At 63.8% G+C, this 26,235-nt stretch carries 25 protein-coding genes; 24 read left to right on the top strand and 1 reads right to left on the bottom strand.

Going from position 1 to position 26,235, the window contains the following annotated elements; translation table 11 throughout:
• Positions 1 to 48 precede the first annotated feature (48 nt).
• The 9 genes from AC5RVY_RS18095 (at position 49) to AC5RVY_RS18055 (ending at position 9,800) form a co-directional block, all read left to right on the top strand.
• Positions 49 to 1,668, top strand: coding sequence for a flavin-containing monooxygenase (locus AC5RVY_RS18095; protein WP_493956080.1), 1,620 nt, complete (start codon positions 49 to 51; stop codon positions 1,666 to 1,668).
• Complete coding sequence (locus AC5RVY_RS18090) at positions 1,665 to 1,838, top strand: hypothetical protein (RefSeq protein WP_493956079.1); 174 nt, start codon at positions 1,665 to 1,667, stop codon at positions 1,836 to 1,838. Before AC5RVY_RS18095 ends, AC5RVY_RS18090 begins: the two co-directional genes overlap by 4 nt.
• A gap of 192 nt (positions 1,839 to 2,030) precedes the next feature.
• The gene (locus AC5RVY_RS18085) at positions 2,031 to 3,185 is read left to right on the top strand and encodes an acyl-CoA dehydrogenase family protein (protein WP_493956078.1); all 1,155 of its coding nucleotides are present in this window, start codon (positions 2,031 to 2,033) and stop codon (positions 3,183 to 3,185) included.
• Positions 3,182 to 4,150 (top strand): acyl-CoA dehydrogenase family protein, encoded by a 969-nt coding sequence (locus AC5RVY_RS18080; protein ID WP_493956077.1) that lies wholly within the window; start codon positions 3,182 to 3,184, stop codon positions 4,148 to 4,150. The genes AC5RVY_RS18085 and AC5RVY_RS18080 overlap by 4 nt, the downstream gene beginning before the upstream one ends.
• A 115-nt stretch (positions 4,151 to 4,265) precedes the next feature.
• The gene (locus AC5RVY_RS18075; protein WP_493956076.1) at positions 4,266 to 5,030 is read left to right on the top strand and encodes an SDR family NAD(P)-dependent oxidoreductase; all 765 of its coding nucleotides are present in this window, start codon (positions 4,266 to 4,268) and stop codon (positions 5,028 to 5,030) included.
• Positions 5,031 to 5,104: 74 nt separating this feature from the next.
• Entirely contained in the window at positions 5,105 to 6,250 is a 1,146-nt protein-coding gene (locus tag AC5RVY_RS18070) for an acyl-CoA dehydrogenase family protein (RefSeq protein ID WP_493956075.1), read from the top strand.
• Complete coding sequence (locus AC5RVY_RS18065) at positions 6,243 to 7,256, top strand: acyl-CoA dehydrogenase family protein (protein WP_493956074.1); 1,014 nt, start codon at positions 6,243 to 6,245, stop codon at positions 7,254 to 7,256. Before AC5RVY_RS18070 ends, AC5RVY_RS18065 begins: the two co-directional genes overlap by 8 nt.
• Positions 7,257 to 7,294: 38 nt before the next feature.
• On the top strand, positions 7,295 to 8,194 hold the full coding sequence (locus AC5RVY_RS18060) for an amidohydrolase family protein (protein WP_493956073.1): 900 nt from the start codon (positions 7,295 to 7,297) through the stop codon (positions 8,192 to 8,194).
• 1 nt (position 8,195) lies between these two features.
• Positions 8,196 to 9,800 carry an AMP-binding protein gene (locus tag AC5RVY_RS18055; RefSeq protein WP_493956072.1) on the top strand — a complete coding sequence of 535 codons (1,605 nt, stop codon included), beginning with the start codon at positions 8,196 to 8,198 and terminating at the stop codon, positions 9,798 to 9,800.
• Positions 9,801 to 9,920: 120 nt separating this feature from the next.
• Here the strand turns inward: AC5RVY_RS18055 and AC5RVY_RS18050 are convergent, their stop codons facing one another.
• Positions 9,921 to 10,712, bottom strand: a complete 792-nt coding sequence (locus tag AC5RVY_RS18050) for a FadR/GntR family transcriptional regulator (protein WP_493956147.1) — start codon at positions 10,710 to 10,712, stop codon at positions 9,921 to 9,923.
• 201 nt (positions 10,713 to 10,913) lie between these two features.
• Between AC5RVY_RS18050 and AC5RVY_RS18045 the strand changes: the two genes are divergently transcribed.
• From AC5RVY_RS18045 to AC5RVY_RS17975, 15 genes are all read left to right on the top strand, one after another.
• The gene (locus AC5RVY_RS18045) at positions 10,914 to 11,717 is read left to right on the top strand and encodes an SDR family NAD(P)-dependent oxidoreductase (RefSeq protein ID WP_493956071.1); all 804 of its coding nucleotides are present in this window, start codon (positions 10,914 to 10,916) and stop codon (positions 11,715 to 11,717) included.
• Positions 11,718 to 11,719: 2 nt separating this feature from the next.
• Positions 11,720 to 12,700: an NAD(P)H-dependent flavin oxidoreductase gene (locus AC5RVY_RS18040; protein ID WP_493956070.1), complete on the top strand. Its 981-nt coding sequence runs from the start codon at positions 11,720 to 11,722 to the stop codon at positions 12,698 to 12,700.
• 99 nt (positions 12,701 to 12,799) lie between these two features.
• Complete coding sequence (locus AC5RVY_RS18035) at positions 12,800 to 13,984, top strand: thiolase family protein (protein ID WP_493956069.1); 1,185 nt, start codon at positions 12,800 to 12,802, stop codon at positions 13,982 to 13,984.
• Positions 13,985 to 14,068: 84 nt separating this feature from the next.
• Entirely contained in the window at positions 14,069 to 14,830 is a 762-nt protein-coding gene (locus AC5RVY_RS18030) for a 3-hydroxyacyl-CoA dehydrogenase (protein WP_493956068.1), read from the top strand.
• Positions 14,831 to 14,856: 26 nt separating this feature from the next.
• Positions 14,857 to 15,639, top strand: coding sequence for an enoyl-CoA hydratase/isomerase family protein (locus AC5RVY_RS18025; protein ID WP_493956067.1), 783 nt, complete (start codon positions 14,857 to 14,859; stop codon positions 15,637 to 15,639).
• A 181-nt stretch (positions 15,640 to 15,820) separates the two neighbouring features.
• Entirely contained in the window at positions 15,821 to 16,594 is a 774-nt protein-coding gene (locus AC5RVY_RS18020; RefSeq protein ID WP_493956066.1) for an electron transfer flavoprotein subunit beta/FixA family protein, read from the top strand.
• Positions 16,595 to 16,609: 15 nt separating this feature from the next.
• Entirely contained in the window at positions 16,610 to 17,584 is a 975-nt protein-coding gene (locus AC5RVY_RS18015) for an electron transfer flavoprotein subunit alpha/FixB family protein (protein ID WP_493956065.1), read from the top strand.
• Positions 17,585 to 17,655: 71 nt separating this feature from the next.
• Positions 17,656 to 18,591 carry a cytochrome b/b6 domain-containing protein gene (locus tag AC5RVY_RS18010; protein WP_493956064.1) on the top strand — a complete coding sequence of 312 codons (936 nt, stop codon included), beginning with the start codon at positions 17,656 to 17,658 and terminating at the stop codon, positions 18,589 to 18,591.
• Positions 18,592 to 18,630: 39 nt separating this feature from the next.
• The gene (locus AC5RVY_RS18005; RefSeq protein WP_493956063.1) at positions 18,631 to 19,767 is read left to right on the top strand and encodes an acyl-CoA dehydrogenase family protein; all 1,137 of its coding nucleotides are present in this window, start codon (positions 18,631 to 18,633) and stop codon (positions 19,765 to 19,767) included.
• A gap of 2 nt (positions 19,768 to 19,769) precedes the next feature.
• The gene (locus AC5RVY_RS18000) at positions 19,770 to 20,834 is read left to right on the top strand and encodes an enoyl-CoA hydratase/isomerase family protein (RefSeq protein WP_493956062.1); all 1,065 of its coding nucleotides are present in this window, start codon (positions 19,770 to 19,772) and stop codon (positions 20,832 to 20,834) included.
• A gap of 57 nt (positions 20,835 to 20,891) precedes the next feature.
• Entirely contained in the window at positions 20,892 to 21,803 is a 912-nt protein-coding gene (gene mmsB, locus AC5RVY_RS17995) for a 3-hydroxyisobutyrate dehydrogenase (protein WP_493956061.1), read from the top strand.
• Positions 21,800 to 22,576: an enoyl-CoA hydratase gene (locus AC5RVY_RS17990; protein WP_493956060.1), complete on the top strand. Its 777-nt coding sequence runs from the start codon at positions 21,800 to 21,802 to the stop codon at positions 22,574 to 22,576. Before mmsB ends, AC5RVY_RS17990 begins: the two co-directional genes overlap by 4 nt.
• Before the next feature lie 62 nt (positions 22,577 to 22,638).
• Positions 22,639 to 24,138, top strand: a complete 1,500-nt coding sequence (locus tag AC5RVY_RS17985) for an aldehyde dehydrogenase family protein (RefSeq protein ID WP_493956059.1) — start codon at positions 22,639 to 22,641, stop codon at positions 24,136 to 24,138.
• Between the two features lie 2 nt (positions 24,139 to 24,140).
• Positions 24,141 to 25,391, top strand: coding sequence for a CaiB/BaiF CoA transferase family protein (locus tag AC5RVY_RS17980; protein ID WP_493956058.1), 1,251 nt, complete (start codon positions 24,141 to 24,143; stop codon positions 25,389 to 25,391).
• Complete coding sequence (locus AC5RVY_RS17975; protein WP_493956057.1) at positions 25,388 to 26,209, top strand: enoyl-CoA hydratase/isomerase family protein; 822 nt, start codon at positions 25,388 to 25,390, stop codon at positions 26,207 to 26,209. Before AC5RVY_RS17980 ends, AC5RVY_RS17975 begins: the two co-directional genes overlap by 4 nt.
• Positions 26,210 to 26,235 lie beyond the last annotated feature (26 nt).

Genomic DNA, 26,235 nt, shown 5'->3' with positions numbered 1-26,235 from the left:
ATTTCGATATATCGAAATTCTTTTTGATCCACCGAACGGGAGAGTGTGATGGGATGGAAACGCAACGTGGCATCACCGCGGATTGCCATTATCGGAGCGGGGTTCGCGGGCATTGCCGCCGGCGTCCGGCTCCGGAAAGCCGGGATCACGGCCTTTACGATCTATGAGCGGTCGGCCCACGTGGGCGGAACCTGGTGGGACAACCGGTATCCCGGAGCTGAGGTGGACACTCCCTCCGTGCTGTATTCCTACTCCTTCGCGCCGGCCCGGTGGAGCCGGACCCACGTCCGGCAAGCCGAATTGCTGGAATACCTGGATGGCATCGTCGATTCGTACGGTCTGCGGGATCACGTGCAGCTCGAGACCGAGGTGAGCCGGGTCGAGTGGAATGAAGCCACCCAGCGCCATGCTGTCGATTTCGCCGATGGTAGCCGCGAACGCTTTGACATCGTCATCAGCGCCGTGGGCCTCCTCAATGACCCGCGGTACCCGGACTGGCCGGGCATGGAATCTTTCCGTGGAAAAAAGTTCCACACCTCCCGCTGGGATGCCAGCACAGATCTGGCAGGCAAGACCGTCGCCGTCGTCGGCTCCGGATCCACGGCTGCGCAAGTCGTTCCAGCCGTGGCCGAAACTGCCGGCAAGGTGCTGATGTTCCAGCGCGAGCCCGGGTGGCTGCTGCCCAAGGGTGGGCGCGAATTCGCGCCGAACGAACTCGAGGCTCTTGGGTCGGCGACTGCCCAGCGGATTGTGCGATGGCTGATGCTTTATCGCCGCGAAAGGTCGCAGTATAAGAACGCCGCGTGGCGTCCCGGAACGCACCAAAACATCGCCGCGGAGTCCGCCGCAAGGGCTTACATCAACGAGACTTTCGCAGACCGCCCCGATTTGCGTGAGGCTGTCACGCCGTCGTACCCGTACGGAGGCAAGCGGCCGATCCTGACCGACGATCTGTACCCGTCGCTACTGCGCGACAATGTCGAGCTCGTGCCGCACGCCGTTACGGGCATGACCGAGCATGGCATCGTGGATGCCCGAGGCGTCCAGCACGACGTCGACGTGCTGGTCATGTCGACCGGGTTCAAGTCCGAGTTCATCTCCACCTTCGAGGTCGTGGGACGGGATGGCCGAATGCTGCATGAGGTCTGGAACGGTGAGCCTCAGGCTCTGCTGGGGATTCTCACCCCTGGCTTCCCGAACTTCTTCATGATGTACGGGCCGAATACCAATGGCGGGGCGATCGTAACGCACCTCGAATCGCAGGCAGCCTACATCACCTCGGCAGTTCGCCACATTGCCTCCGGTCGAGCAACCTCGATCGAGGTCCGGGAGAGCGCTTCCGCGGCGTTCAATTACATTCTTCAGCGGCGACTGGCCGGGACATCCTTCCAGACCGCCAACAACTACTACAAGAGCGCAGCGGGCCGGGTAGTGACTCAATGGTCCGACGGTGCCATCGCCTATGGGGCCCTTACCAAGCTACTGCGCCGTGTGGCATGGAAGACGTCGAAGGTGGTTACTGGCACAGGTGTCGCGGCCGCAGTGTTGGCGGGTGGGGGCTTGCCTGTGACGGTGTCAAGGCCCCCGCGCCCGTCAGCGCCTGCAGATCCGCGGGATGACGACCTGGAGAAGCTGCTGGTCGAGACGGGCGCAGGAACAAGCAAATGAAAGGGTCAATTGTGGAAAAGAAACTGGGACTTGTCATGGCAGCCGCGGCTTTGGGGTCGATGCTTGGGGTATCTGCCGCCGCCAAAGTGGTGCGTGTATGGAGAGCGGCATTAACCCTGGACCGTGTCGATACCGGCTCGGTGTTCACCCCCGGCAAGATCGACAACTGATCCGGTCCCGCTCTGGATGACGCCTGCGTCCCTTTCCGTGTGTCAGCACACTTCTAGGGGTGCAGGCGGGCCTACGTGGCCCGCGGCCGTGCCCGCCGGACGTGAGCGAAAAACCTGCTCGCCGCGCTATCCCATCTATCATTATTATGATAGAAAGAATTAACAGTAGTAACCAATTAATAGGGAGTCGAGATGCTTGATTACGCGGAAGACCAGAAGGTCATCGACCTGCGGTCAACCTTGCGGGAGCTGGTGGCTGAGCATATTCCGGCGGACTATCTCGGTGCATTCACAGACGATCCCGGCGACCTTGAAATCGCACAGAAGTTCTGCCGCACGCTCGGTGACCAGCGCCTCTTCGCACTGACATGGCCGGAGCAGTTCGGTGGAGGTGGGGCAAGCAGCTGGGAGCAGACGGCACTTCGCGAGGAAATGTGGGCAGCACATGAGCCCCGGGGCGCCCAGTACATGGGGCTGAACTGGGTGGGCCCGGTGTTGATGCGGCACGGTACCGACGACCAGCAGAAACGTCACCTCCCGCAGATCGCGGCGGGTGATGTCCTCTGGTGCCAGGGCTTTAGCGAACCGGATGCTGGCTCAGATCTGCCGGCTCTTCGGACACAAGCTGTCCGGGACGGCAACGGGTGGCGTATTCATGGGCAGAAGGTCTGGACCTCGTACGCGCAGATGGCCCGCTGGTGCTTCCTGCTGGCCCGGACCGGTCCGGCGGGCAGTCGCAAGGAAGGAATCACGATCTTCTTGTTGGACATGCAGCAGCCGGGAGTTGAGGTACGCCCGATCCAGTCCATGCTCGGCCGTCACCATATCAACGAGGTGTACTTCGACGGCGCCTTCGTGCCCGATGCGGATGTTCTTGGTGACATTAACGGTGCCTGGCCGATCGTTACGGACGTCATCGCTTTCGAGCGTATCGGTATTGCCCGCTACTCGCGCTGCGACAAGCTCCTGTCCGCCGCCCCGGCTGCATTGGGGGATGAATGGGAACAGCTGCCGGCCTCCTTGCGCGAACGCTGGGCCAAAGCCCTGGTTCAAAGCCGCCAAACACGTCTTCTGGCCTATAAAGTCGTGAACGCCCAGGACGACGGGAACCTGGACCCCGCTGATGCTGCCACGTACAGAATCGCAGTCACCCTGCTCGACCAACAGGTTGCGGAGGTGCTGATGGACATGGTCGGAGGCTGGGGGCTGGGCACCACCGACACCCAGCGCATCTTCGAACGGGCCGTCGAGGACCATTGGCGATATGCCCAGGCCTCGACTGTCGCATCAGGAACATTGGAAATGCAGCGCATTGCGCTTGCCCAACGGATGGTAGGCAAGAAATGAGAAGCCAGCTTTCATACGAGGCAGAGTCGCTCGGCTCCGTCATCGAGGAAACCTTGGAAGCCGCTGGCGGCGTGGACCTCACCCGACGAGCCGAAGCAGATCCTGCCGGCAGGCGCAAAATCACGGAAGAACTCTTGGACCCACTCGGGCTTTGGGAGATCGACCCCTTCGAGGACCAGGTCCAGCTCGAGGCCGCCGGGGCGGCGTGCCGGGCGGCCGGCCGTCATGCTCTGGCCTACCCGATTGCCGAACGGTTGGCGCGTCCGGTTGGATCCGAAGCCCTACTGTTTGCTCCGAACTACGGCCGCAAGGTAGCTGTCCATGCTGACCTTCCCTTCGATTGGGCAGCGGTCGATCTTACCGGGCGGAGGTTGTCGGTCCAGGTGGTCGGAGGCTCCGAAGACACCAAGCTGGGACACTTCATCGGAGAAATCGTCGTGGCCGGATCGGAGGGCACCCTCCCGCGGAACGCGGCACTGCTCACCACGCTCCAGATGTGGTGGCTGCTCGGAGTGCTTGAACGCGCTACCTCCGACACGGTGTCCTACGTTCAGGAACGCGAACAGTTCGGGCGCACGCTCTCAAAATTCCAGGCAACCCAGTTCCGCCTGACCGACCTCGCCGTCGCGGTTCAGGGGTTCAACGAGCTTGCCAAGTACACGCTCTGGTCACTGGCCCAGGATGAGCGCTCCGAGGTGTGGACCGTTGACTCCGTCGGGTTGCGACTGGCAGGCCTGGAAGCAGCCGACACGGTACTGCGCGGAGCCCACCAGCTCCACGGTGCCACGAGCTTCGCCGACGAAACGAACATCTCATGGTATTCGAGAACCAGTCAGGCCGTCCGCCGGGTGCCCGCCGGTTTGAGTCAGACCGGGACGCTGCTGGCCGAGTTGTCCGCAGGCGGACGATTCACCAACCTGTTTACCCCGCTGCCGCCCCAGGCCGCCGGCACACCGCATCACTAGCCGGTCCGGATCCAGGTCCTGCACAATCCGGAACAGGGCCTGCTGCAGCTCCTGAACTGTTTATTGTTGAAAAGATGGCCGGCATTTTCTTCGGCCGGTATGAAGGAGTACAACGATGTCACCCACCCCACAGTTTTCCCTCGAAGGGAAAACCGCCCTCCTGACCGGCGCTTCGGCCGGTCTCGGCCGCAGATTTGCTGAGGTTCTGGCCGGGGCGGGAGCCACGGTCGGGATCGTTGCCCGCCGCGGTGACGTACTCGAGAGGACTGCGAAGGAGATCGACGGCCTCGTGCCGCTTCCGGCGGATTTGTCCGATCCGGCGGAAGCTGACGAACTGGCGCGCGTTGCACTGGAGAAGTTGGGGCCTATCGACATCCTGGTCAACAACGCCGCCTACATCGCCGGAGGCGTCAAGGCCGAAGACGAGAGCCTGGAGCAGATTCTGACGACGCTCAATGTCAATCTGGTCGCCCCCATACGCCTGGCTCAGGCCCTGGTCCCGTCGATGAAGGAGCGCGGCTCCGGTTCGATCATCAACGTAACCTCGATCGTAGCCAGCGTCGGCATCGGGCGGTTTCCGCAGGCGGCGTACTCCGCCTCGAAGGGTGGTCTGGAGGCCATCACCCGGGAATGGGCGGCCCAGTGGAGCCGCCACGGTGTGCGCGTCAATGCCATTGCCCCCGGGTTCTTCGAAAGTGAGATGACCGGCGAAGTCCTTGCCGTGGACAAGATCAAGGAATGGGTTGGCAGTAACACCCTCATTCCGCGTCACGGGCAGCCGAACGATTTTGACGGGGCCCTGCTGTATCTCGCCAGCGACATGGGAGCCTACGTGACCGGCCAGACGCTGACCGTCGACGGCGGCTGGACGGCGCACTAGCCACCTGCACGATGCCCCTTGAAGATCCTCGGCGGAGGGGCCCGGAATTTGAATCGATGGAAGGAAAACACCACATGCCAGTGCCGGCAGCAGCCCCGCCAAACTTTCTTGCGTGGCTAACGCAAAACCTCGAAGATCTCCATGACTGCATCCCGCGGCCAACTGATCCGCTCGAGCAGCGTGTGGACCGGAGCCTGGAACTGATGGCTCGGCTGGATGCCGCCGGGCTGACCGGCTGGGGCTGGCCCGAGGAGAGCGGGGGCCGCGGCGGGAGCCCCGAGCTCCGAGCCATGCTCTACGATGCCTTCATCGAGGCCGGCATGGGCATGCCCGAGCAACTCGGGGCCCTGGAGGTGCTGGGCTCCGCACTCACCCAACACAATCCGCAACTCGCCGCCCGCCACCTGCCACGGCTGCTGGCCGGCCAGGAAATCTGGTGCCAGGGATTCTCCGAGCCCGAGGCCGGCAGCGACCTCGCAAGCCTCAGGACCAAGGCCACGCCGTCCCAGGATGGCTGGAGTATCACCGGCCAAAAGGTCTGGACGTCCCTGGGCCACCGTTCCGACTGGTGCGGAGTACTGGCACGGACCGGTGCGCCCGATTCCCGGCACCGCGGACTGACTCTCTTTTGGGTCGACCTGCGGGCCTCCGGCGTCACCGTTCGGCCGCTGAAGACGCTCTCCGGCGAGGAGGAGTTCTCCGAAGTTTTCCTCGACAGCGTCCAGGTCGGTCACGACGCCGTGATCGGGCCTGTCAACGGCGGATGGGGCGTCGCCATGGACCTGCTGCAATACGAACGCGGCATGTGGGCCTGGCAGCGTCAAGCCATCATGCATTCGGCCCTGGACCGCTTGACCGGTACCGCCGTGCCCGGCGACGAAATCGCCGCGGCAACCCTCGGGAACGCCTACGTCAGCCTCGAGTCACTGCGGATGCGAAGCAGGGACACCGTGCGCCGCCTGGCTGCTGGTGAACAGCTCGGCCCCGAAGTTTCCATCGACAAGATCCTCCTCAGCCAGACGGAGCACCTGGTCAACGACGCCGTACGCGAACTGCACACCTCAGGGTTCACGCTGGGCGACGGGGCAGGTGAGGAGTACGAACGCAGCGAGTGGTACTACTCACGGGCGTCGTCGGTGTATGGGGGCGCAGTAGAAGTCCAGAAGAACATCGTGGCCGAGCGTGTGCTTGGACTGCCGAGGGAGTTGAAGCATGGTTAAGGATCTCGCTGTCGCAGACGATGTGGAAGACGCCGTCAGGGAGGCCTCACGTTCACTGATTGATGCCAGCCCGCAGGGTGTTGGCTGGGAGGATCTCTCCGGCATGGGCTGGTTCGAGCTGGATGCCGAGGATTCCAGGATGGCAAACAGCGCGTTGTTCGGTGAACTTGGCCGCCACGCCGCAACCTCCAGGGCCCTCGATGCTACCACCGCCAGCGCCCTTGAACGGGCCGGCGCTGAGCTGACCACCCAGGCGGAGCTGGGGTTCGTGTACCCCGTTCCTGGCGGACCGTCGCTTGCTGGACGGCTGTCGACTGAGGGCACGGCGGACGTGGACGGAATCCTTTTCGGCGCAGATGTCCCGGCTCGATCCAAAGTGCTCGCTTACGTGGTCGGCCCGGACGATCGGACGGCGCTGGTTGCCGTGGAGACGGCGCCAGGCTGTGAGATACAGGAAGTCGACGGAGTCGACCCGAGCCTGGGCCTGGGTCGCCTGACGGGCCGTGGTCTTGCCGTGTCACGGACGTTCCCCCAGGAGCTGGCAGACCTGGCCCTGGCCACCGCCCGCCGCTCCGTCGCCTATGAATCCGTCGGACTCGCCGGGGAGATCCTGCGCATCTCCATCGCACATGTCACTGAACGTCACCAGTTCGGGCGTGCAATCGGCTCCTACCAGGCCGTCCAACACCGTCTGGCCGACGTCCAGGTGGCGATCGGAGCGGCCCAGGCCGCACTTGAGGAGAGCTGGAAAGACGTCCCGGAGCAGGAACTGACCGTTCTGATCGCCAAATCCCTTAGTTCGCAGGCACTTGACCTGGCAGTGCGCCATGGGCTGCAGGTATGCGGCGGGATGGGATTCACTGAGGAATTCCCTCTGGCTCCATTGGTGAGGCGGGCGCTTTTCCTGGCGCCCTTTTTGGGCTCAGGTCCCGCCCTTAACCGCGAGATCGGCCGCCGGCTGGTTTCCCGCCGCTCGGTACCCAGGATCGCCAGATTCCATGCGTAAGACATTGGTGGACAGATCAGGCTCAGAAGGAGACAACATTGAATGAGGATGCCGGGAATCAGCCGGGCCGGTTGAGGGTCATCGACGCGTGGATCCAGCCCTGGACTGCCGAGGTGGTCCAGGCGTTACCCGAGCGCACAGCGAATGTGTTCCGGCGGTACGGAGAAGAACGCGTGAAGAACGGCATTTCGCTGGAGTCCATGATGGAGGAAATGGAGGCCTCCGACGTCGACGTTGCCCTCGTATCCGGCGGACCGACCGTCCCGAACTCCTTAGTTCTCGAAGCGCTCGAGCGGTGGCCGGAGAAATTGATAGGTGTGGTCGCCGTGGATCCAACCGATGGCGTAATGAGGGCAGTGCGCGAACTGGAGACCCTCGTGAGGAACTATCGGATCTGTGCCATGAAACTGGAGCCGTTCTATTTCTGGAAGGACCCAACTGACCGCGTCTTTTACCCGCTCTATGCCAAGTGCGAGGAGCTCGGCATCGCAGTGCAGACGCAGGTCGGCGGCACCGGGCCGCTATACCCATCCCGGACGGGCCAACCTCTGCACATTGATGACGTTGCGTTGGACTTCCCGGACCTGACGATAGTTTGCGGCCACGTGGGTTCGCCCTGGGTGGAAGAAATGATCCACGTCGCCTGGAAGCACGAAAACGTTTACATCGACACTTCGGCCCGGCCCGCCAAGCACTTCGAAGCCCCGTTCTTGAAATTCCTTTCCAGCTACGGCCAAGACAAATGCATCTACGCCTCCGACTGGCCTCTCCTGGACTTCACCAGGCCGCTGGCCGAAGTCCGGGCCCTCGGACTGAAGCCGGAGGTAGAAGCTAAATTTCTGGCGGGCAACGCCGTACGGGCCTTCGGGCTGGACCGTTTCTTCGGCGCTGACCCGGTGGTCGCTTCCATCGCCAATCAAAATTCCAAGGAGCAATAGCGTGTCAACCACTGAGGAGGCCGGGGGCTACCCCGCCCCGGGAGTCACCACCATCGCAGCGGCCGCCGAGTGGGCGCGACGCGAATTTCGCGACCGGCCTGCACTCGTCGAAGGCAAACGAACACTTTCCTTCAGCCAGTATGTCGAATATTCTCGGGCCGCAGCACGTGGACTGATCGCCGCGGGCGTCGCCCACGGCCAACGAGCGGCTATTTGGGCACCTAACTCCGCCGATTTCGCGGCTCTGGCACTGGGAACCCATATTTCCGGGGCTGCTCTTGTGCCGGTGAACACGCGCTACACGGTCCGCGAAGCCGCGGATATCTTTCGCCGCTCCGGTGCCCGGATCGTCTTCACCGTTGACTCCTTCCTTTCACGCTCCTATGCGGCCGCCCTGCGGCAGTTCCACCTCGAGAACCCGGAACTACTGCCGGACCTGCCTCGCGTTGTCATTATCGGAGGCACCGGCACGGACTCCCTGGCCGGCTTCCTGGAAGCAGGTCAATTGGTCGCCGAGGAGGACCTGGATGACCGGTCCAGAGCTATAAAAGAGGATGACATCGCGACGGTGCTTTTCACTTCGGGCACAACCGGGCAGCCGAAGGGCGCCATGCTTGGCCACGGGGCGTTACTGCGGTCCTACTGGACGTGGGGCGGGCTGCTGGGCGCAGGACCGACGGACCGCGTGCTGCTCAGCAACCCCTTCTTCCATGCCTTCGGTCTTAACGTCGGCCTGCTGCTCAGCCTCGTCCGGGGCATCACCGCCTACCCGATGGCGGTTTTCACAGCGCCCGCGGCCTTGGACCTCATCGAGAGACACCGGATCACGTACTACCCAGCCCCTCCAACGGTCTTCCAATCGTTGCTCGCAGATCCGTCGCTGCCGGATCGCGAAATTTCTTCCCTGCGGATTGCTGTCACCGGTGCCACTTCCATTCCGCCAAAACTCATCCACGACATGTACGACGTTCTGGGTTTTGAAGAGGTCTTTTCTCCCTACGGGTTCACCGAAGCGACGGGCGTTGCGACCCTCACAAGGCAAGGGGACAGCCGTGAAACCGTTGCCACGACGGCCGGTCGCGCCGTGCCCGGCGTCGAAGTGCACGTCCTTGCCGCCGGAGGGGTACCAGCCGCACCTGGGGAAACAGGGGAGATTGTCGTCCGTGGGTACAACGTAATGCGGGGCTACCTGGGCTCGGAAGCTGTGGTCGTCGACGACGACGGCTACCTCCACAGCGGCGACCTCGGCCAGATCGACGAACAGGGCAACCTTCGGGTGACGGGGCGGATCAAGGACATGTTCATCGTGGGCGGCTTCAACGTCTATCCGGCCGAAGTTGAGGCTGTGATCCATTCCCACCCGGCGGTGCTTTCCGCGGCGGTGACCGGGATCAAGGACGACCGGCTAGGGGAAGTGGGCATGGCCTGCGTGGTCCTCAAGCCTGGCCAAGTACTGGATGCGGGCGAGCTCACCGCATGGTGTGCCGAGCGCTTGGCGAACTTCAAGTGCCCGCGCACAATCCACTTCGTCCGGGAGTTGCCCGTGAACGCCAGTGGGAAAATCCTCAAGGGAAACCTGCAGGGCATGGTTGCCGCACTGGGATAAATGCCGGGTCAGGAGGCCGGCATTTCTCTCTGGCGCAGAGTCCTAGCTCCTGATCGGGGGCCGGAGGTCCGGACGTAACCGCACACTGCGTCCTCCTTAGCGGGGAATACGCGCTTGCGTTTAGTCGGCAAGCAGGTGGCGGCGGGCACGTGCCGACGAGGCGTCCACAACGCGGTCTTCAATCTGGGCCAGAATCAGCGCCTGGGTGGCCTCGATGTGCTTGCGGGAATAGGATTCGGCCTCGTCGGCATCCCCGGCCTCGATGAGGTCCACCAGTTTTGAGTGGGCTTTGGCCGCATGCGCACGCGCCTCCTGCCCGGGATAGCCGCCTTTCGAGCTGACGGTCTCCGCCCATGCTTCTTCTTGGGCGGTCCACAGGCGAACCAGGCCGCCGACGATCAGTTGGATAGGGAACTCTCCGCATAGGTCAACGACCGCCGCGTGAAAGTCACGCGATGAACGTGTGAAGCCAACGCCCTCATTGTCCTCCTCGGCGGCTGCCAGTAGGGAGCGCAGCTTGGGCACGATGACCGTGGCACGGCGGGGGTGCGCGGCACACAGCCCGGCGCAAATGGGTTCAAGGCGGGCTAACGAACGCGCAAGCTCGTCGGCCCTGGTTCCGGCCGATTGCAGCGCGATGCCAAGGGAATAGCTGAAACGTCCTTCCCCTGGAGGATGCACCGATGCCCCGCCAACGTTACCCCGGCGGACCGTTACGAGACCCTCGGTTTCCAGGATTCGTAGCGCCTCCCGCAGGGATGGGTGGCTGATCCCGTACTCGTCACGTAGTTCGTCCTGTTTGGGAAGCATCCCACTTGAGAAGTCCCCGCGCAAAATGCGCCTGCGTAGCTCCGCTGCTACAGATTCTGCAACCCGCACCTGCTGGATCTGGGACACTGCATTGCTCCGCATCGTCATGGACTCTGACACAAGGACCTCCGGCGGTTCTGTGGTTCAAGGATGTTGCTCAGGTAATTAAGACTAGCGAGGGCTTGTCCTTTGTACTAATTCTATGTTTACAATCATTTAATAGATAGACAGGAAACGGGATGATGAACCGCGAATCCAGCAGTTCGTATGACGTCGTACTCCCCAGGAAAGTAGAGGCACAGCATGTCCACGCAAGATGCGGGTCAAGAGCGGGACTACCGCGAGGCGTTGTCGCTTGAGGGCCGGAGCGTGGCGGTGGTGGGGGCCGGCCAAGGGATGGGTCACGAGTCCGCCCGCGCGGCTGCCTCGATGGGAGCCAGGGTGGTGTGCATTGACCGGGACCTCGAGTTGGCCCGGAAGGTCGCCGAGGAGGTCAGTGGAATCGCGATTGCAGCTGACGTCACCGATCGCGAGGCAGTGCGTGCCGCTTTTGCGCAGGTCATGGACGAGTATGAGTCGCTTCATGCGGTCATCGACGTCGTTGGTGCCGCGGAATGGCATGACGTCCTGGAAACCGCAGACGAACTGCTGGAACGTGCGTTCGCACTCAACTACCGGCAGGCTTTGTACGTGTTGGAGGAGGCGGCACCTCTGATCCGGCTTTCCGGCGGGGGGGCGTTCGCCTTCGTATCGTCCGTGTCCGGTGTTCGAGGAGCGCAGCGCCACTCCGCCTATGGTTCGGCCAAGGCAGCCCTGATCTCGCTGGTGCGGTCGGCGGCGGTTGAACTGGCACCGCACGGGATCCGGGTCAACGCCGTCGCTCCGGGCGTCATCCTCACCCCGCGCACACGGGAGGGGCTTTTCCAGGACGGCGATTTTGTCCGCAACCAGGCATCCAACGTGCCACTGGGCCGGTTTGGCGAAACCTCGGACATTTCAGGGATGCTCACGTTCCTGGTCTCCCCGGCCAGTGCCTACGTGACAGGGCAGAACATCATCGTCGACGGCGGGGTCGACGCCAAGTTCCCGCACATGATCAAGGAGTAGCTGTGATTTCCAACGCCTTTACCGAGATTTTTGATATCGACCATCCGATCGTTTGCGGCGGAATGACCGGGGTCGGTACCGCGGAATTGATCGCCGCTGTCGCCAACGCCGGGGCTCTGGGCTTTTTGTCTGCGTTGACCCAGCCCACGCCCGCGGCATTGGATGCTGAAATAAAACGGTGCCAGCAGCTCACCGAGAAGCCGTTCGGGGTTAACCTGACCATACTTCCGACACTGCACCCCGTCCCGTATGAAGAGTACCGGCGGGTGATCATCGAAAACGGGATCAAGGTTGTCGAGACGGCGGGCAGCAGCCCGGAGCCGCATATGGCGGCCTTCAAGGACGCCGGAATCAAGGTGGTCCACAAGGCGGTGTCCGTGCGCCATGCCATCAAGGCCGAGCAGCTAGGCGTCGACGCCGTCAGCATCGACGGCTTCGAGTGCGCGGGCCACCCCGGAGAGGACGATATTCCTGGGCTGATCCTTATTCCTGCGGCGACACGGAAGCTCAGTATCCCTGTCGTAGCATCAGGCGGCTTCGCGAACGGCGCCGGTCTCGTGGCAGCTCTCGCATTGGGAGCCAGCGCTATCAACATGGGTACCCGCTTCGTCGCCACCGAGGAAGCAGCAGTGCACCGCAACGTCAAGGAGAAAATTGTCGCCAACGACGAGCGAGCCACTGTGATTGTGTTCCGCAAGTTTAAAAACTCTGCCCGTGTTGCCCGCAATTCAATCTCCGAGGAAATCCTCGAGATCCAGAACCAAAACGGTACCGGGTTTGATGCCATTGCCCATCTTGCTTCGGGTGCCCGGGGTCGCGAACAGGTCCTCAAAAACGGAGACATGGAGGGCGGTCTGTGGTGGGCGGGCCAGACTCAGGGCCTGATCCACGAGATTGCGAGCTGCGCCGACGTCGTGAATGGAATTGTCGACGAGGCGGAGAAGATCATCCGCCAGCAGCTGGTCCTGCAGATCAGCGACTAGGTAAGAGCAATATCTGCACAAACGCTGGGTCTCGTCGCGGTTCAATGCATCAGAACGACAAATGCCTCTCTTGGCCCCCGGAAACCAGATCGGTGAACAATGAGTAACAACGAAAAGATCGTCCTCCTCGACGGGGCACGCACGCCCATTGGTAGCTTTGGCGGCGCCTTCAGAGACGTGCCGGGGTACGAGCTCGGTGCCACAGCCGTGAAGGCTGCGCTGCAGCGCTCCGGCGTAGATGCATCAGAGGTCGATGAGGTCGTGATGGGATGCATCGGGCAGGTGGGGCCCGATGCCTACAATGCCCGCAGGGTGGCCATCGCCGCGGGACTGCCGGAAAGCACCCCTGCCTACACCGTGAACCGTCTCTGCGGCAGCGGGCTTCAGGCTCTCTGGTCCGCCGCGATGCAGATGCGTTGGAGCGGGGTGGACTTCGCAGTGGCAGGCGGAAACGAATCCATGACGCGGATGCCGTTCTATGACTTCGGCGCGAGAAGTGGCTATAAGCTCGGCGACAGGTCGCTCGTCGATGGCACCGTCGCCATCCTGACGGACCCGTTCAGCGGAAAACACATGGGTGTGACCGCGGAAAATGTGGCTCGTCGGTACAACGTGTCGCGCCAGGAACAGGACGAGTTTGCCCTGGAGTCCCAGCGCCGGACCGCCACTGAGGCCGCACGTTCCGCTTTTGCCGAGGAAATTACCCCGGTGCAGATCGGGGGCCGTAAACCAATGATTGTCGAAACGGACGAGCACCCCAAACCGTTCACCACTTTGGAGGTTCTGGCAGGACTGCGGCCGGTCTTCGAAGCCGATGGCACCGTCACGGCGGGCAACGCTTCGGGCATTAACGACGGCGCCGCCGCCGTCGTCCTCGCCCGGGAGTCCGTCGCCGCCGAGCGGGGCCTGACGGGCCTGGTCACCTTGGAAGCGGTAGCCACCGCGGCCATGGCGCCAGAGCTGATGGGCTACGCCCCTGTCCTGGCACTGCGGAAGCTTTTCGAACAGACAGGTACGACCCCGGCGGACATTGACACGATCGAGCTGAACGAGGCCTTCGCCTCGCAGGCCGTCGCCGTTATCCGCGATGCCAAATTGGACCCGGACAAAACGAACCCCTACGGCGGCGCCATCGCCCTCGGACATCCCGTGGGAGCGACCGGAGCGATTCTGAGCCTGCGGGTCGCCAAGGACCTGGCCCGCCGCGACCTGGAACTGGGCATCGTCACCATGTGCATCGGCGGCGGCCAGGCCCTCGCCGCCCTCTTCCGCCGGGTTTCCTAACGCTCTGCCGCATGGAGAACGCGGGGCCCCAGACGGCCTCGTCTCTTTCACCACTGCTGATGCAATATCGAACTAGGAGTCATTTTGGACATCACTAACAAGACAGCTCTCGTCACCGGCGGGGCTTCGGGCCTGGGTCTGGCGACGGTCCGCCGTTTCGTGGACGCGGGTGGATCTGCGGTCATTGCGGATCTTTCTTCATCCGATGGGGAGCTCATCGCCAAGGAATTAGGCGATCGGGTGAGATTTGTGCCGACCGATGTCACAGACCAAGCTGAGGTTCAGGTGGCCGTGGATGTGGCCTCGGAACTTGGTGGTTTTCATGTCGTGGTGAACTGTGCAGGCATTGCCACCGGGATCCGCGTCGTTGGGAAGAAGGGTCCGCATCCTTTGGCCGATTTCCGAAGGGTCATCGAGATTAATTTGATCGGGAGCTTTAACGTCATCCGGCTGGCGGCAGCGCGGATGATCGAGGAGCCGACCGACGCGGAGGAACGCGGCGTCGTGATCAACACCGCGTCGGTGGCAGCCTTTGACGGGCAGGTTGGGCAGGCGGCCTACTCGGCCTCTAAGGCTGGCGTCACCGGCATGACGCTTCCCATCGCACGCGACCTCGCCCAACACAAGATCCGGGTCATGACCATTGCCCCCGGACTATTCCACACCCCGATGTTCGATTCGTTGCCGGCCGAGGCCATTGCCTCCCTCGGCTCCCAGACCCCCCATCCATCGCGGCTGGGAAGAGCGGAAGAATACGCAGCCCTGGCCGTTCACATCATCGAAAATCCGATGCTCAACGGTGAGACTATCCGCCTTGACGGTGCCATCCGCATGGCCCCCCGCTAACCACTACTCAGCAGCGAAAGAACGCAATGAACTTTGACAGCATAAAGGCGGAGCGTGACGGCGCGCTCATGTGGCTCACACTGGACCGGCCCAACGAAGCCAATGCCCTTAGCATCCCGCTGGCCCGGGAATTTGCAGCGGCCCTCGCCCTGGCGGAGTCAGACCCGAGCTGCCACATTCTTATTCTGCGGGGATCCGGGAAATACTTCTGCGCCGGCGGCGATGTGGCTGGGATGGCTGATTCCGAAAGCAAGGGCGGGTACCTGCTGGATCTCGCCGGGGCAATGCATGAGGTGATCCTCAGACTGGCTCGGTCCCGGCTTATAATCATCGCGGCAGTCCACGGTCCTGCAGCAGGGGCAGGACTCGGACTGGTGCTTAATGCCGACTTTGTGCTGGCCACTCCTGAAGCGACTTTCCTGAGCGCTTACGCGGGGGTGGGCCTGACGCCGGACTGCGGTGTCTCGTACCTGCTGCCACAGATCGTTGGTCCCCGACGCGCCGCCCAGATGTGCCTTGATGGCCAAGTGGTTGCGGGTCTGGACGGCCTTGAATGGGGGCTCGTCAGCGAACTGGTCGAAACGCCCAAACTGCACCGGCGGACCCGGGAGCTGGCCGAGAGCCTGGCGGCCGGCGCGACGCAGACACTGGGGCCGACCAAGCGACTATTGACCTCAGACCGCCTGTCGGCTTACGCGGATCATCTCGAGGACGAGCTCACTACCATCTCCTCGCTGGGGCAGGATCCGGACACCATGCAGCGCATCGCCGCATTCGCCGCACGAGGACGTGTCAAAAGCCGTCTCTAAGAGGTGCCCCTGGCGGTCTCCACCTTCATGGCGTTGTGCAGACCAAGGGACCGCCACGGTTCCACACGGTCTCGCCCGAAACCGCTCTATCGATACTAGGAAGCCCTAGTAAATGTTAGGACCTCCTAGCAAATTGTTTATCGACGTTTCTATTGAAAATATCCCAGCAGAGGAAAGTCACATGAAAATTATTGTTCTGGTGAAGCAGGTGCCCGACACCGAGGAAGAGCGCAGGCTCGACCCCGTGACGGCTGTGCTTGACCGCGACGCCAGTGAGAGCGTCGCCGACGAAATCAACGAGCGTGCCCTCGAGGTGGCGCTGCGCCACAAAGATGCGAACAAGGGAAGCGAGGTCGTGGCGCTGACCATGGGGCCCGCCTCCGCAACGCAGGCCCTTCGCAAGGCGCTGTCCATGGGGGCAGACTCTGCGGTGCACGTGGAGGACGACCGCTTGGATGGCGCGGACATCGCTATGACGGCCGCCGTCCTGGCCGCGGCCGTGCAGCGGACCGGCTTTGACCTAGTAGTGGCGGGAAACGAGTCGACTGACGGCCGCGGCGGCGTGGTGCCGGCCATGGTGGCCGAGCACCTCGGGCTGCCGCTGCTTTCCTCGCTGAACACCGTGGATCTCACTTCGGGCACGGTCGCCGGCGAGGTCACCGTGGAGTACGGGAGCCTGGCGGTGAGCGCGGAACTGCCGGCCATCGTGTCGGTAACCGAGCGATCCGCCGAGGCCCGCTTCCCGAACTTCAAGGGCATCATGACCGCAAAGCGCAAGCCCCTGGCCACCCTGTCCCTGGCGGACCTGGGCCTGGACCCGAGCGTGGCGGGCCGCGCGTCAACCGTGCTCACTATTTCCGAGCGACCGGCACGAACTGCCGGCAAGAAAATCGTCGACGACGGAACCGCGGCCGGGGAGCTCGCCGAGTTCCTGGTCGCCGGCCGTCTGATCTGACCCGAGGAGACTGACATGACCAACGTACTAGCACTGATTGAAACCACGCCCGCTGGCGCCATTGCCACCAGCGCGCCGGCTCTGATTGCTGCGGCCGCCAAACTCGGCACGCCCGTGGCCGTTGTGGCCACGCAGCCAGGAGAGGGCGCCCCCCTGGTGGCGCAGCTCGGGGCCCTCGGCGCGCAGCAGGTATATCTCGCGGAGAGCGCACAGGTGGGCCGGCTGTTGGCGGCCACCCAGGTCGAGGCGCTCACGTCAGCGGCCCGGGCGCTGGAACCGTCCGCCGTCATCGTGGCGAACTCGGTCGAAAGTCGTGAGGCGGCGGCCCGCTTTGCGGTCCGCGCCGGCGGCGGGCTGCTGGCCGACGTCGTGGACGTCCGCGCGGCCGAGGACGGGACCGCCGTCGGCGTCCACTCGGTGTTCGGAGGCGCCTACACCGTTGAAGCGACGGTGCCGTCCGGCCCGACCGTCATAACCCTGCGCCAGGGTGCCCTGGATGACCGTGCCGCCGCGGCAACCCCTTCGGTCACGACCGTCCCGCTGGACATCGAATCCGGGAACGCCGCCAGGATCGACAAGGTGCACCCCGCGGGCTCCGGTTCGGGACGGCCGGCGCTGCGGGGGGCGACCAGCGTGGTCTCCGGCGGACGCGGTCTGGGCTCCAAAGAGAACTTCGTGCTCGTCGAACAGCTCGCCGACGCGCTGGGCGCCGCCGTCGGCGCCTCCCGGGCCGCTGTGGACGCCGGATACATCGAACAAAACTCCCAGGTCGGCCAGACCGGCATCACCGTGTCCCCGCAGCTGTACGTCGCGCTGGGGATCTCCGGTGCCATCCAGCACCGAGCCGGCATGCAGACCGCCAAGACCATCGTGGCCATCAACAAGGACGAAGACGCCCCCATCTTCGACGTCGCCGACTTCGGCATCGTAGGCGACGTGTTCACCGTCGTTCCCCAGCTGATCGAAGCCATTCAGGCCCGCTCCAACTAACCGCTCGCGACCGGTCTTGCCATTGGCCAGGACACCAGCGGAGCCCCGCCCTCAGGAAAGGACAACCCGTCATGTCGACGACTACCAGCAAAACGGCAACGAAACCCGGGAATAAGTGGGCCCGACTGGCCGTGGCGATCACCATAGCCGTGGTGGCACTGGCGGCTGTTGTGCTCTTCGCCCAGTGGATGCGGACACTCCCTGCGATCCAGGACTTCCTGACCACCTACCCGGGACAGGTCGAACTGCCCGCGACCGCCCCCGTGGGCCTGCCGGCCTGGCTAGGCTGGCAGCACTTCCTCAACGCGTTCTTCCTATTGCTGATCATCCGATCCGGGTGGTTGGTGCGGACCACGGCGAGGCCCAAGGAGCACTGGACCCGGAACAATACCGGGCTGATCAAGACCAAGGGAAAGCCTGCGAAGATCAGCCTGAACCTATGGTTTCACCTAACTCTGGACGCGCTGTGGGTGCTCAACGGGATTATCTTCGTCATTTTGCTACTGGCCACCGGGCAATGGATGCGGATCGTCCCGACCAGTTGGGAAGTCATTCCCAACGCCCTCTCCACCGCCCTCCAGTACGCCTCGCTGAACTGGCCAACTGAGAACGGCTGGATTAACTACAACTCTCTGCAAGTGCTGGCCTATTTCTCGATTGTGTTCATCGCGTCGCCGCTGGCCCTCGCCACTGGCTTACGGATGAGTGGGGCCTGGCCAAAGGATGCCACAACGCTGAATCGGATCTACCCGGTAGAGCTGGCCCGGGCTATCCACTTCCCGGTCATGCTGTACTTCGTATTCTTCGTGATCGTGCACGTGGCACTCGTATTCACCACCGGCGCACTCCACAATCTGAACCATATGTACGCCTCCAGCGATGGGGCCGGGTGGACCGGGTTCTGGATTTTCGCCGCATCACTGGCCGTTATGGTAGCCGCCTGGTTCCTGGCAAGGCCCCTTTTCCTGCGGCCCGCGGCCTCACTCACTGGCAAAGTCAGCAAGTAGCTATGTTGGGGTCAGAATCTACACTTCGGAGGACTTAGCATGTTTGAACTAACCCAGGACCAGCAGGCGCTGGTCGGGATGGTGCGGGACTTCGCCAACGACGCCCTTGCACCCAACGCCGCAAAGTGGGACGAGACCAAGCACTTCCCGGTGGATGTGCTGGCCGAGGCCGGCGCCTTAGGCATGGGCGGCATTTACGTCCGGGAGGAGTTCGGCGGCTCCGGACTCACACGCAGCGATGCGGTGCTCATCTTCGAGGAACTGGCCAAAGCCGATCCGACGATCGCCGCCTACATCTCCATCCACAACATGGTGGTGTGGATGATCGACTCCTTCGGCAACGATGAACAGCGTGCACAGTGGGTTCCGCAGCTGGCATCGATGGAGGCGCTGGGCAGCTACTGCCTCACGGAGCCGGGCGCCGGCTCCGATGCTGCCGCGCTCAGCACCAAGGCGGTGCGCGACGGCGACGACTACGTGCTCAACGGGGTTAAACAGTTCATCTCCGGGGCAGGGTCGTCCAGCTGCTACATTGTGATGGCCCGCACCGCCGACACGGGAAACCGCGGCATTACGGCCATCGTTGTGCCTGCGGATACGCCGGGTCTGTCGTTCGGTGCGAACGAGAAGAAAATGGGGTGGAACGCCCAGCCGACCCGCCAGGTGGTCCTCGAAAATGTCAGGGTTCCGGTGGCCAACCGGCTTGGTGAGGAAGGCAGCGGTTTTGGAATCGCGATGAAGGGCCTCAACGGCGGCCGGATCAACATGGGGGCCTGCTCCCTAGGCGGCGGCCAGACGGCCCTGGATAAATCCGTGGCCTATCTCAAGGAACGTCAGGCGTTCGGCGGCCCACTGATCAACCAGCAGTCACTGCTCTTCCAAATCGCAGACATGGAAACCGAGCTCGTGACCGCGCGGACCCTGCTCTGGCGGGCAGCTGATGCGTTGGACCGCGGAGCTCCGGACGCGGTTAAGCTCTGCGCCATGGCCAAGCAGGTTGCCACGGACGCGGGGTTCAATGTCGCCAACAGTGCCATCCAGCTCCATGGAGGCTACGGCTATCTATCTGAATATGGCCTGGAGAAAATCGCCCGGGATTTGCGGGTCCATCAGATCCTTGAGGGCAGCAACGAGATCATGCGGATGGTTGTCGGACGCATCGTGGCCGGGGCCTAGTTATGGAAAACGACGATATCCTGCTGCGCCGGGACGGCCGCCTGGGACACATCATCCTGAACCGGCCCAAGGCCATCAACGCCCTGACACATGAAATGGTCACTAAGATTGCCGTGGCCCTGGATGAGTGGGAGCATGACGACAGTGTCGGCACGGTTCTGCTGACCGGCGCGGGAGAGCGCGGGCTATGCGCCGGCGGTGACATCGTCGCGATCCACCGCGACGCGGTGAACCACGGGACCGAGACCGAGCGGTTCTGGGCCGACGAATACCGGCTTAACGCCCGGATCGCGAACTACCCGAAACCTTACGTCGCCCTGATGGATGGCCTGGTGCTCGGTGGCGGCGTCGGGGTCTCAGCCCACGGCTCGCTGCGCGTAGTGACGGAGCGGACCAAGGTAGGAATGCCGGAAACCGGGATCGGTTTCGTTCCTGACGTCGGTGGAACGCATCTGCTCTCCCGAGCCCCGGGTGAGCTCGGCACGCACGTGGCCCTGACGGCCGGCACATTCTCCGGCTCTGATGCCATCGCGATGGGTTTTGCCGACCATTTTGTGGACAGCAGCGCACTCCCTGATCTGGCTAAGGCGTTGGCTTGGGAGGACGCTGCGGAGGCTGTCAGGTCTTTCGCCCGGGACTACTTCCCGCCGGGGGCCTTGGCTTCCGAGCGGTCCTGGATCGACGCTTGCTACGCCTTCGACACCGTCGAGGAGATCCTTTCAGCCCTGCAGGGCTCCAAGATTCCCGCCGCGCAGGCTGCCGCAGACAGCATTCTGGCGAAGTCGCCCACGGCACTGAAGCTGACGCTGGAATCCCTGCGCCGTGCGCGGAATACGGAGAGCCTGCTGGAGACGCTGGAGCGGGAGTACCGGGTCTCGCTGCACTGTTTCGCGGCACCCGATTTGGCCGAGGGGATCAGGGCCCAGGTAATCGGCAAGGACCGGCGCCCGCAATGGTCACCGGCCACCCTGGAGGCCCTATCGGCCGCCGACGTCGCCCGCTACTTCGCCGATCTGGGGCCCCGGGAACTGCGCCTTGCCACAGCGGCTTCCAGCCCGACCCCCTAAACGCCACACACGAGTCACACCTGCGCAACGCAACCGCGCAACGAGAAGGAGTTTTTGATGGGTAAGAAGATAGCTTTCATTGGCCTGGGTCACATGGGCGGCCCGATGGCGGCGAACCTGGTCAAGGCCGGGCACAGCGTGTCCGGATTCGACCTGGCACCCGAGGCTCTGAACCAGGCCCGCACCGCCGGCATCGAGGTCGCGGAATCTGCCGCCGCGGCCGTCGTCGGCGCCGACGTCCTCATCACCATGCTCCCGGCGGGACAACACGTGCTCGGCGCCTACCAAGGCGAGGACGGGCTCTTAGCCGTGGCCGGACCGGGAACCATCTTCCTGGAATGCTCCACCATTGCGGTCGAGGACGCGCGCGCCGCCCACGAACTGGCGGTCGCGGCCGGGCACCGAAGCCTGGACGCCCCCGTCTCCGGCGGCGTAACCGGGGCTGAAAACGGCACGCTGACCTTCATGGTGGGAGGCAGCGCCCAAGACTTCGCGGAGGCCGAGCCGATCCTGGCCGCCATGGGCGGCCGGATCGTGCACTGCGGCGGACCCGGCGCCGGGCAAGCCGCGAAGGTCTGCAACAACATGATCCTGGGCATCTCCATGGTCGCCGTGTCGGAGGCCTTCGTCCTGGGCGAGAAGCTGGGCCTCTCCAACCAGGCCCTGTTCGACGTCGCCTCGGCCGCCTCCGGCCAATGCTGGGCCCTGACCACCAACTGCCCGGTCCCCGGCCCGGTCCCTGCCAGCCCCGCGAACCGCGACTACCAGCCCGGCTTCGCCGGGGCGCTAATGGCAAAGGACCTCGGCCTGGCCGTCCAGGCCCTCGAATCAACAGGCGTCCAGGCCCGGCTCGGTTCCCTGGCCGAGGAAATCTACCGGCAATTTGCCCAGGGCGAGGGTGCGGACCGGGACTTCTCCGGCATCATCAACGAAATCCGTGCCAACTCAAGCGTGGAGGCACTGGCATGAGCGATTACCAGACCATCCTGGTCAAACAGGAAGGACGTGTCGGTGTCATCACGCTCAACCGTCCCGAGGCGCTCAACGCCCTCAACGTCCAACTGGGCAACGAGGTGCTCGCCGCGGCCAATGACTTCGATACGGACCCGGAGATCGGGGCCATCATCATCACGGGTTCGGACCGGGCCTTCGCCGCCGGAGCGGACATCAAGGAAATGGCACCCCGCAGCTACATGGACATGTACACGCAGAACTGGTTCGCCGGCTGGGATGACCTGGCCAGGGTCCGCACGCCGCTGATCGCCGCCGTCGCCGGCCACGCTCTCGGCGGAGGGTGCGAGCTGGCCATGATTTGTGACTTCATCATCGCCGCTGACAACGCCAAGTTCGGACAGCCCGAAATCAAGCTCGGCGTGATCCCGGGCATGGGCGGATCGCAGCGGCTGACACGGGCGATCGGAAAGTCCAAAGCCATGGAAATGGTGCTCACGGGCCGGACCATGGGCGCAGAGGAAGCAGAACGCGCCGGGCTCGTGGCGCGCGTGGTCCCGGTCGCCGGGCTCATGGCGGACGCGATGGCCACCGCCGCGACGATCGCGGGCATGTCCAAACCCATCGCCCTGCTGGCCAAGGAAACCGTCAACGCCGCCCACGAGATGTCCTTGGCCGACGGTGTGCAGTTCGAGCGCCGACTGAACCACTCCTGCTGGGCCACTGAGGACCAGAAGGAAGGCATGGCCGCCTTCATCGAGAAGCGCGCCCCGGAATTCACGCACCGCTGAACCCAGCCCGAGCCCGCCACGGCACGCTTCGCGGCCCACCACATTTTAAAGGACGAGGAACCATGACCGAAGTAACTGCTGACTCCCGGACCGGCGTCATCCTGGGCGGATTCGAGCAACTGATGTGGATTGACGGCGCACGAATGGAGGCCCGCAGCGGCGAGTGGCGGGAGGTGAAGAACCCCGCTGTCCGCGAGCAGGTGATCGCCCTGGTGCCCTCCGCGGGAGTTGACGACGTCGACCGCGCTGTCGCCGCGGCACGGCGCGCGTTCCCGGGCTGGCGTTCGGTGCACTTCACCGAACGCGCCCGTGCGCTGGCGAAAATCGCGGACGACATTGAGGAACAGGCTGAGGAATTCGCCAGGCTGACCGCCCTGGATACGGGCAACGCCCTGCGTACCCAGGCGCGCCCCGAGGTTGCCACGCTGGTTGCGCTTTTCCGTTACTTCGCTGGCGTCGCAGGGGAGGTCAAGGGCGCCACGCTGCCGGCGGGGGATAATCAGCTGCAGTACACCCGGTTGGAACCGCTCGGCGTCGTGGCATGCATCCTTCCGTGGAACTCACCTTTGATGATTGCCGGGTTCAAGGTCCCTGCCGCGCTTGCCGCTGGGAACACCGTGATCCTGAAGGCGGCCGATGACGCCCCGCTGACCATTTTGCTGCTGGCCGACATCTGCAACCGTCATCTCCCGGCCGGCGTCCTGAACGCGCTGACCGGCCGCGGCAGCGTGATCGGCCAGGCGCTGTCCACCCACGCGGGCGTGGACAAGGTCTCCTTCACAGGGTCCACCGAGGTCGGCCGCGGCGTCGCCCGTCAGGCCAGTGAACGGCTGGCCCATGTATCGCTGGAACTCGGTGGCAAGAACCCCTCCATCGTGTTCCCCGACGCCGTCGACGACGACCTGATCGACGGACTCTTGGCCGCTTCACGTTTCACCCGGCAGGGCCAGAGCTGTACTGCCGGGTCCCGTTTGTTCCTGCACGAGGACGTCTACGACGAGGTGCTCGAACGCCTTGTTGTCAGGCTCGGCGCGCTCAAGGTCGGTGACCCGCTGGATGAGGCGACCGACATGGGCGCCATCATCAACGCCAGCCAACACCGCCAGATCAGCGCCTACCTGGACGAGGGCAGGTCCAACAAGGACCTGACCGTTGCCCTCGGCGGGAACGTCCCTACCGAAGGACCGCTGACGGAGGGCTACTACCACGTGCCCACCGTCTTTGGCGGGGTCCGCAATGACTTCCGGCTGGCACAGGAGGAGATCTTCGGCCCGGTCCTGGCAGCCATCCGCTGGAAAGACGTCGACGAGGTGGTCGCTATGGCCAACGATTCCCATTACGGTCTCGCGGCCTACGTCTGGAGCCACAACCTGGATAACGCCCTGAACACTGCACACCGCGTCGAAGCCGGCTGGGTCCAGGTAAACCAGGGCGGGGGACAGCTCGTGGGCCAGTCCTACGGCGGCTACAAGCAAAGCGGCATCGGCCGGGAGGTCTCCCTGGAAGGCATGCTGGCCGGGTTCACCCAGACCAAACAGATCAACGTCAAGCTGAGGGGCTGACCATGGACGCAACGACAAGGACCACAACGACGGCGACGGCGGGTCCGCTGGCCGACGTGACCGTGCTGGATCTCAGCCGTGCCCTGGCCGGCCCGTACGCTACGGCGCTGCTTGCTGACATGGGAGCGACCGTGATCAAGGTCGAGTCCATCAAGGGCGGCGACTCGTCCAGGTCCTGGCCTCCGTTCGAGAACGAGCACAGCCTCTACTTCGACTCGGTCAACCGCGGAAAGTCTTCGGTTGCCGTCGACTTCTACACTCCCGAGGGCAAGGAGCTGCTGCGGAACCTGGCGCTGGAGGCGGACGTGCTGATCGAGAACTTCCGGCCCGGAGTCCTGACCACCATGGGCTTGGACCCTGAGGAGCTTCGGGCCGCCAACCCCGGACTCATCATCGCCTCTGTCACCGGGTTCGGCACCACCGGACCGCTGGCCCTGACCGCAGGCCTGGACCAGGTCGCCCAGGGCATGTCCGGACTCATGTCCGTGACAGGCCAGGACGCGGACCACATGGTCCGCTTCGGCGTGCCGATCGTGGACATCTGCACCGGGATCTTCGCCGCCTACGGAATCGCTTCGGCCTTAGCCGGCCGAGCCCACACCGGGGCAGGACTGGACATCTCCACCTCGCTGCTGGAATCCGCACTGGCCCTGTCCGCATTCCAGGGGCAGCGCTATCTCAGCAACGGCGAAGTCCCGGTGCCGCAGGGCAACGACCACCCAGTCCTTGCACCCTACGGGGTCTTCAAAACCGCAGACATCCGCGTGATCATTTCCGTCGGCAATGATAAACAATGGCTCCAACTCTGCGGTCTTGTCGGCGATCCGGCTCTGGCCCAGGACCCGGACTACACAACGGGACGGGACCGCTCGACCAACCGGGCCGCCCTGGCCGTCCGGCTCGAGGAACTCCTGACCGTCCGTCCGGGCCTGGAATGGCTCGATGCCTTCCGAGCCGCGAAAATCCCCTGCGGCCCGATCTACAACTACGCAGAAGCCTTCGCCGACCCCCAGGTCGAAGCCGTTGACATGATCCGCACCGTGAACCGCTACGACGGCACCGAACTGCCTCTGCTCCGCGGCCCGCTATCCGTCAACGGCGAACCCAGCCCGGTCCGGAAAGCGCCTCCCGCCTTGGGCGAGGACACCCGAAAGGTCCTCGAAAACATGGCACTGACCCCGGCACAGATTGACACGCTCATCGCCTCCGGCATTGTGCGCGAAACACCCGCCCTCGCAGAGGTACGGGCATGACCAGTACAGCGGAGGAAATCATGACAGCTTCCCTGCGGGTCGAACAATCCGGTGCGGTAGCGACTATCGTGATCGACAATCCCCGGCGCCGCAACGCGCTGAACCAGGACATGTGGCAGCAGTTCGCCCCCCTGCTGGAACGTCTCGGAGCGGACGTTTCCGTCAAGGTGGTCGTGGTGCGCGGGGCCGGCGGGAACTTCTCCGCCGGCGCCGACATTTCCGACCTGAAAGCCATCCTGCGCGACCCCGAAAGCGGAGCGCACGACGGCGGCCACGTCACCGCCGGTGAGAACGCGCTGGCCAGCTTCTCCAAGCCCACCATCGCGGCGATCGATGGCTATTGCATCGGTGGTGCCTGGCAGATCGCCGGTGCCTGCGATATCCGCATCGCGGCCGACAACGCGACCTTCGGCATCACCCCTGCCAAAGTCGGCATCGTCTACCCGCTCTCCGGCATCGAACGCCTCGTACGCCTCGCCGGCCCCGCCGCCGCAAAATACTTATTGCTGACGGGAGACTTCATCACCGCCCGCGAAGCACATGATCTTGGCCTGCTCAGCAAAGTAGTCTGCGCGGACGGGTTCCGGAAAGAGATCAATCAATTCGCCGACAGGCTCGCCAACCGTTCCCAGCTCTCCACCCAGGCCATGAAACAGATAGTCGACGCTATTGCCGTCAGCGATCCCGCACTCCCGCGAATCAGCAAGTACTGGCAGGACCAGATGGCTGCCAGTGGGGAACCAGAAATTGGGATCCGCGCCTTCTTGGCGAAGGAGACCCCCGCATTCAAGTGGACTAAACCCCAGGCGTTGGACTAAATCGGGAAACGCGTCTCGGCGAAGTC

This window comes from Arthrobacter sp. Ha26 (assembly GCF_059091705.1).
Note: the sequence above shows the minus strand (reverse complement) of the source record. Positions and strands in the feature narration are given on the sequence as shown.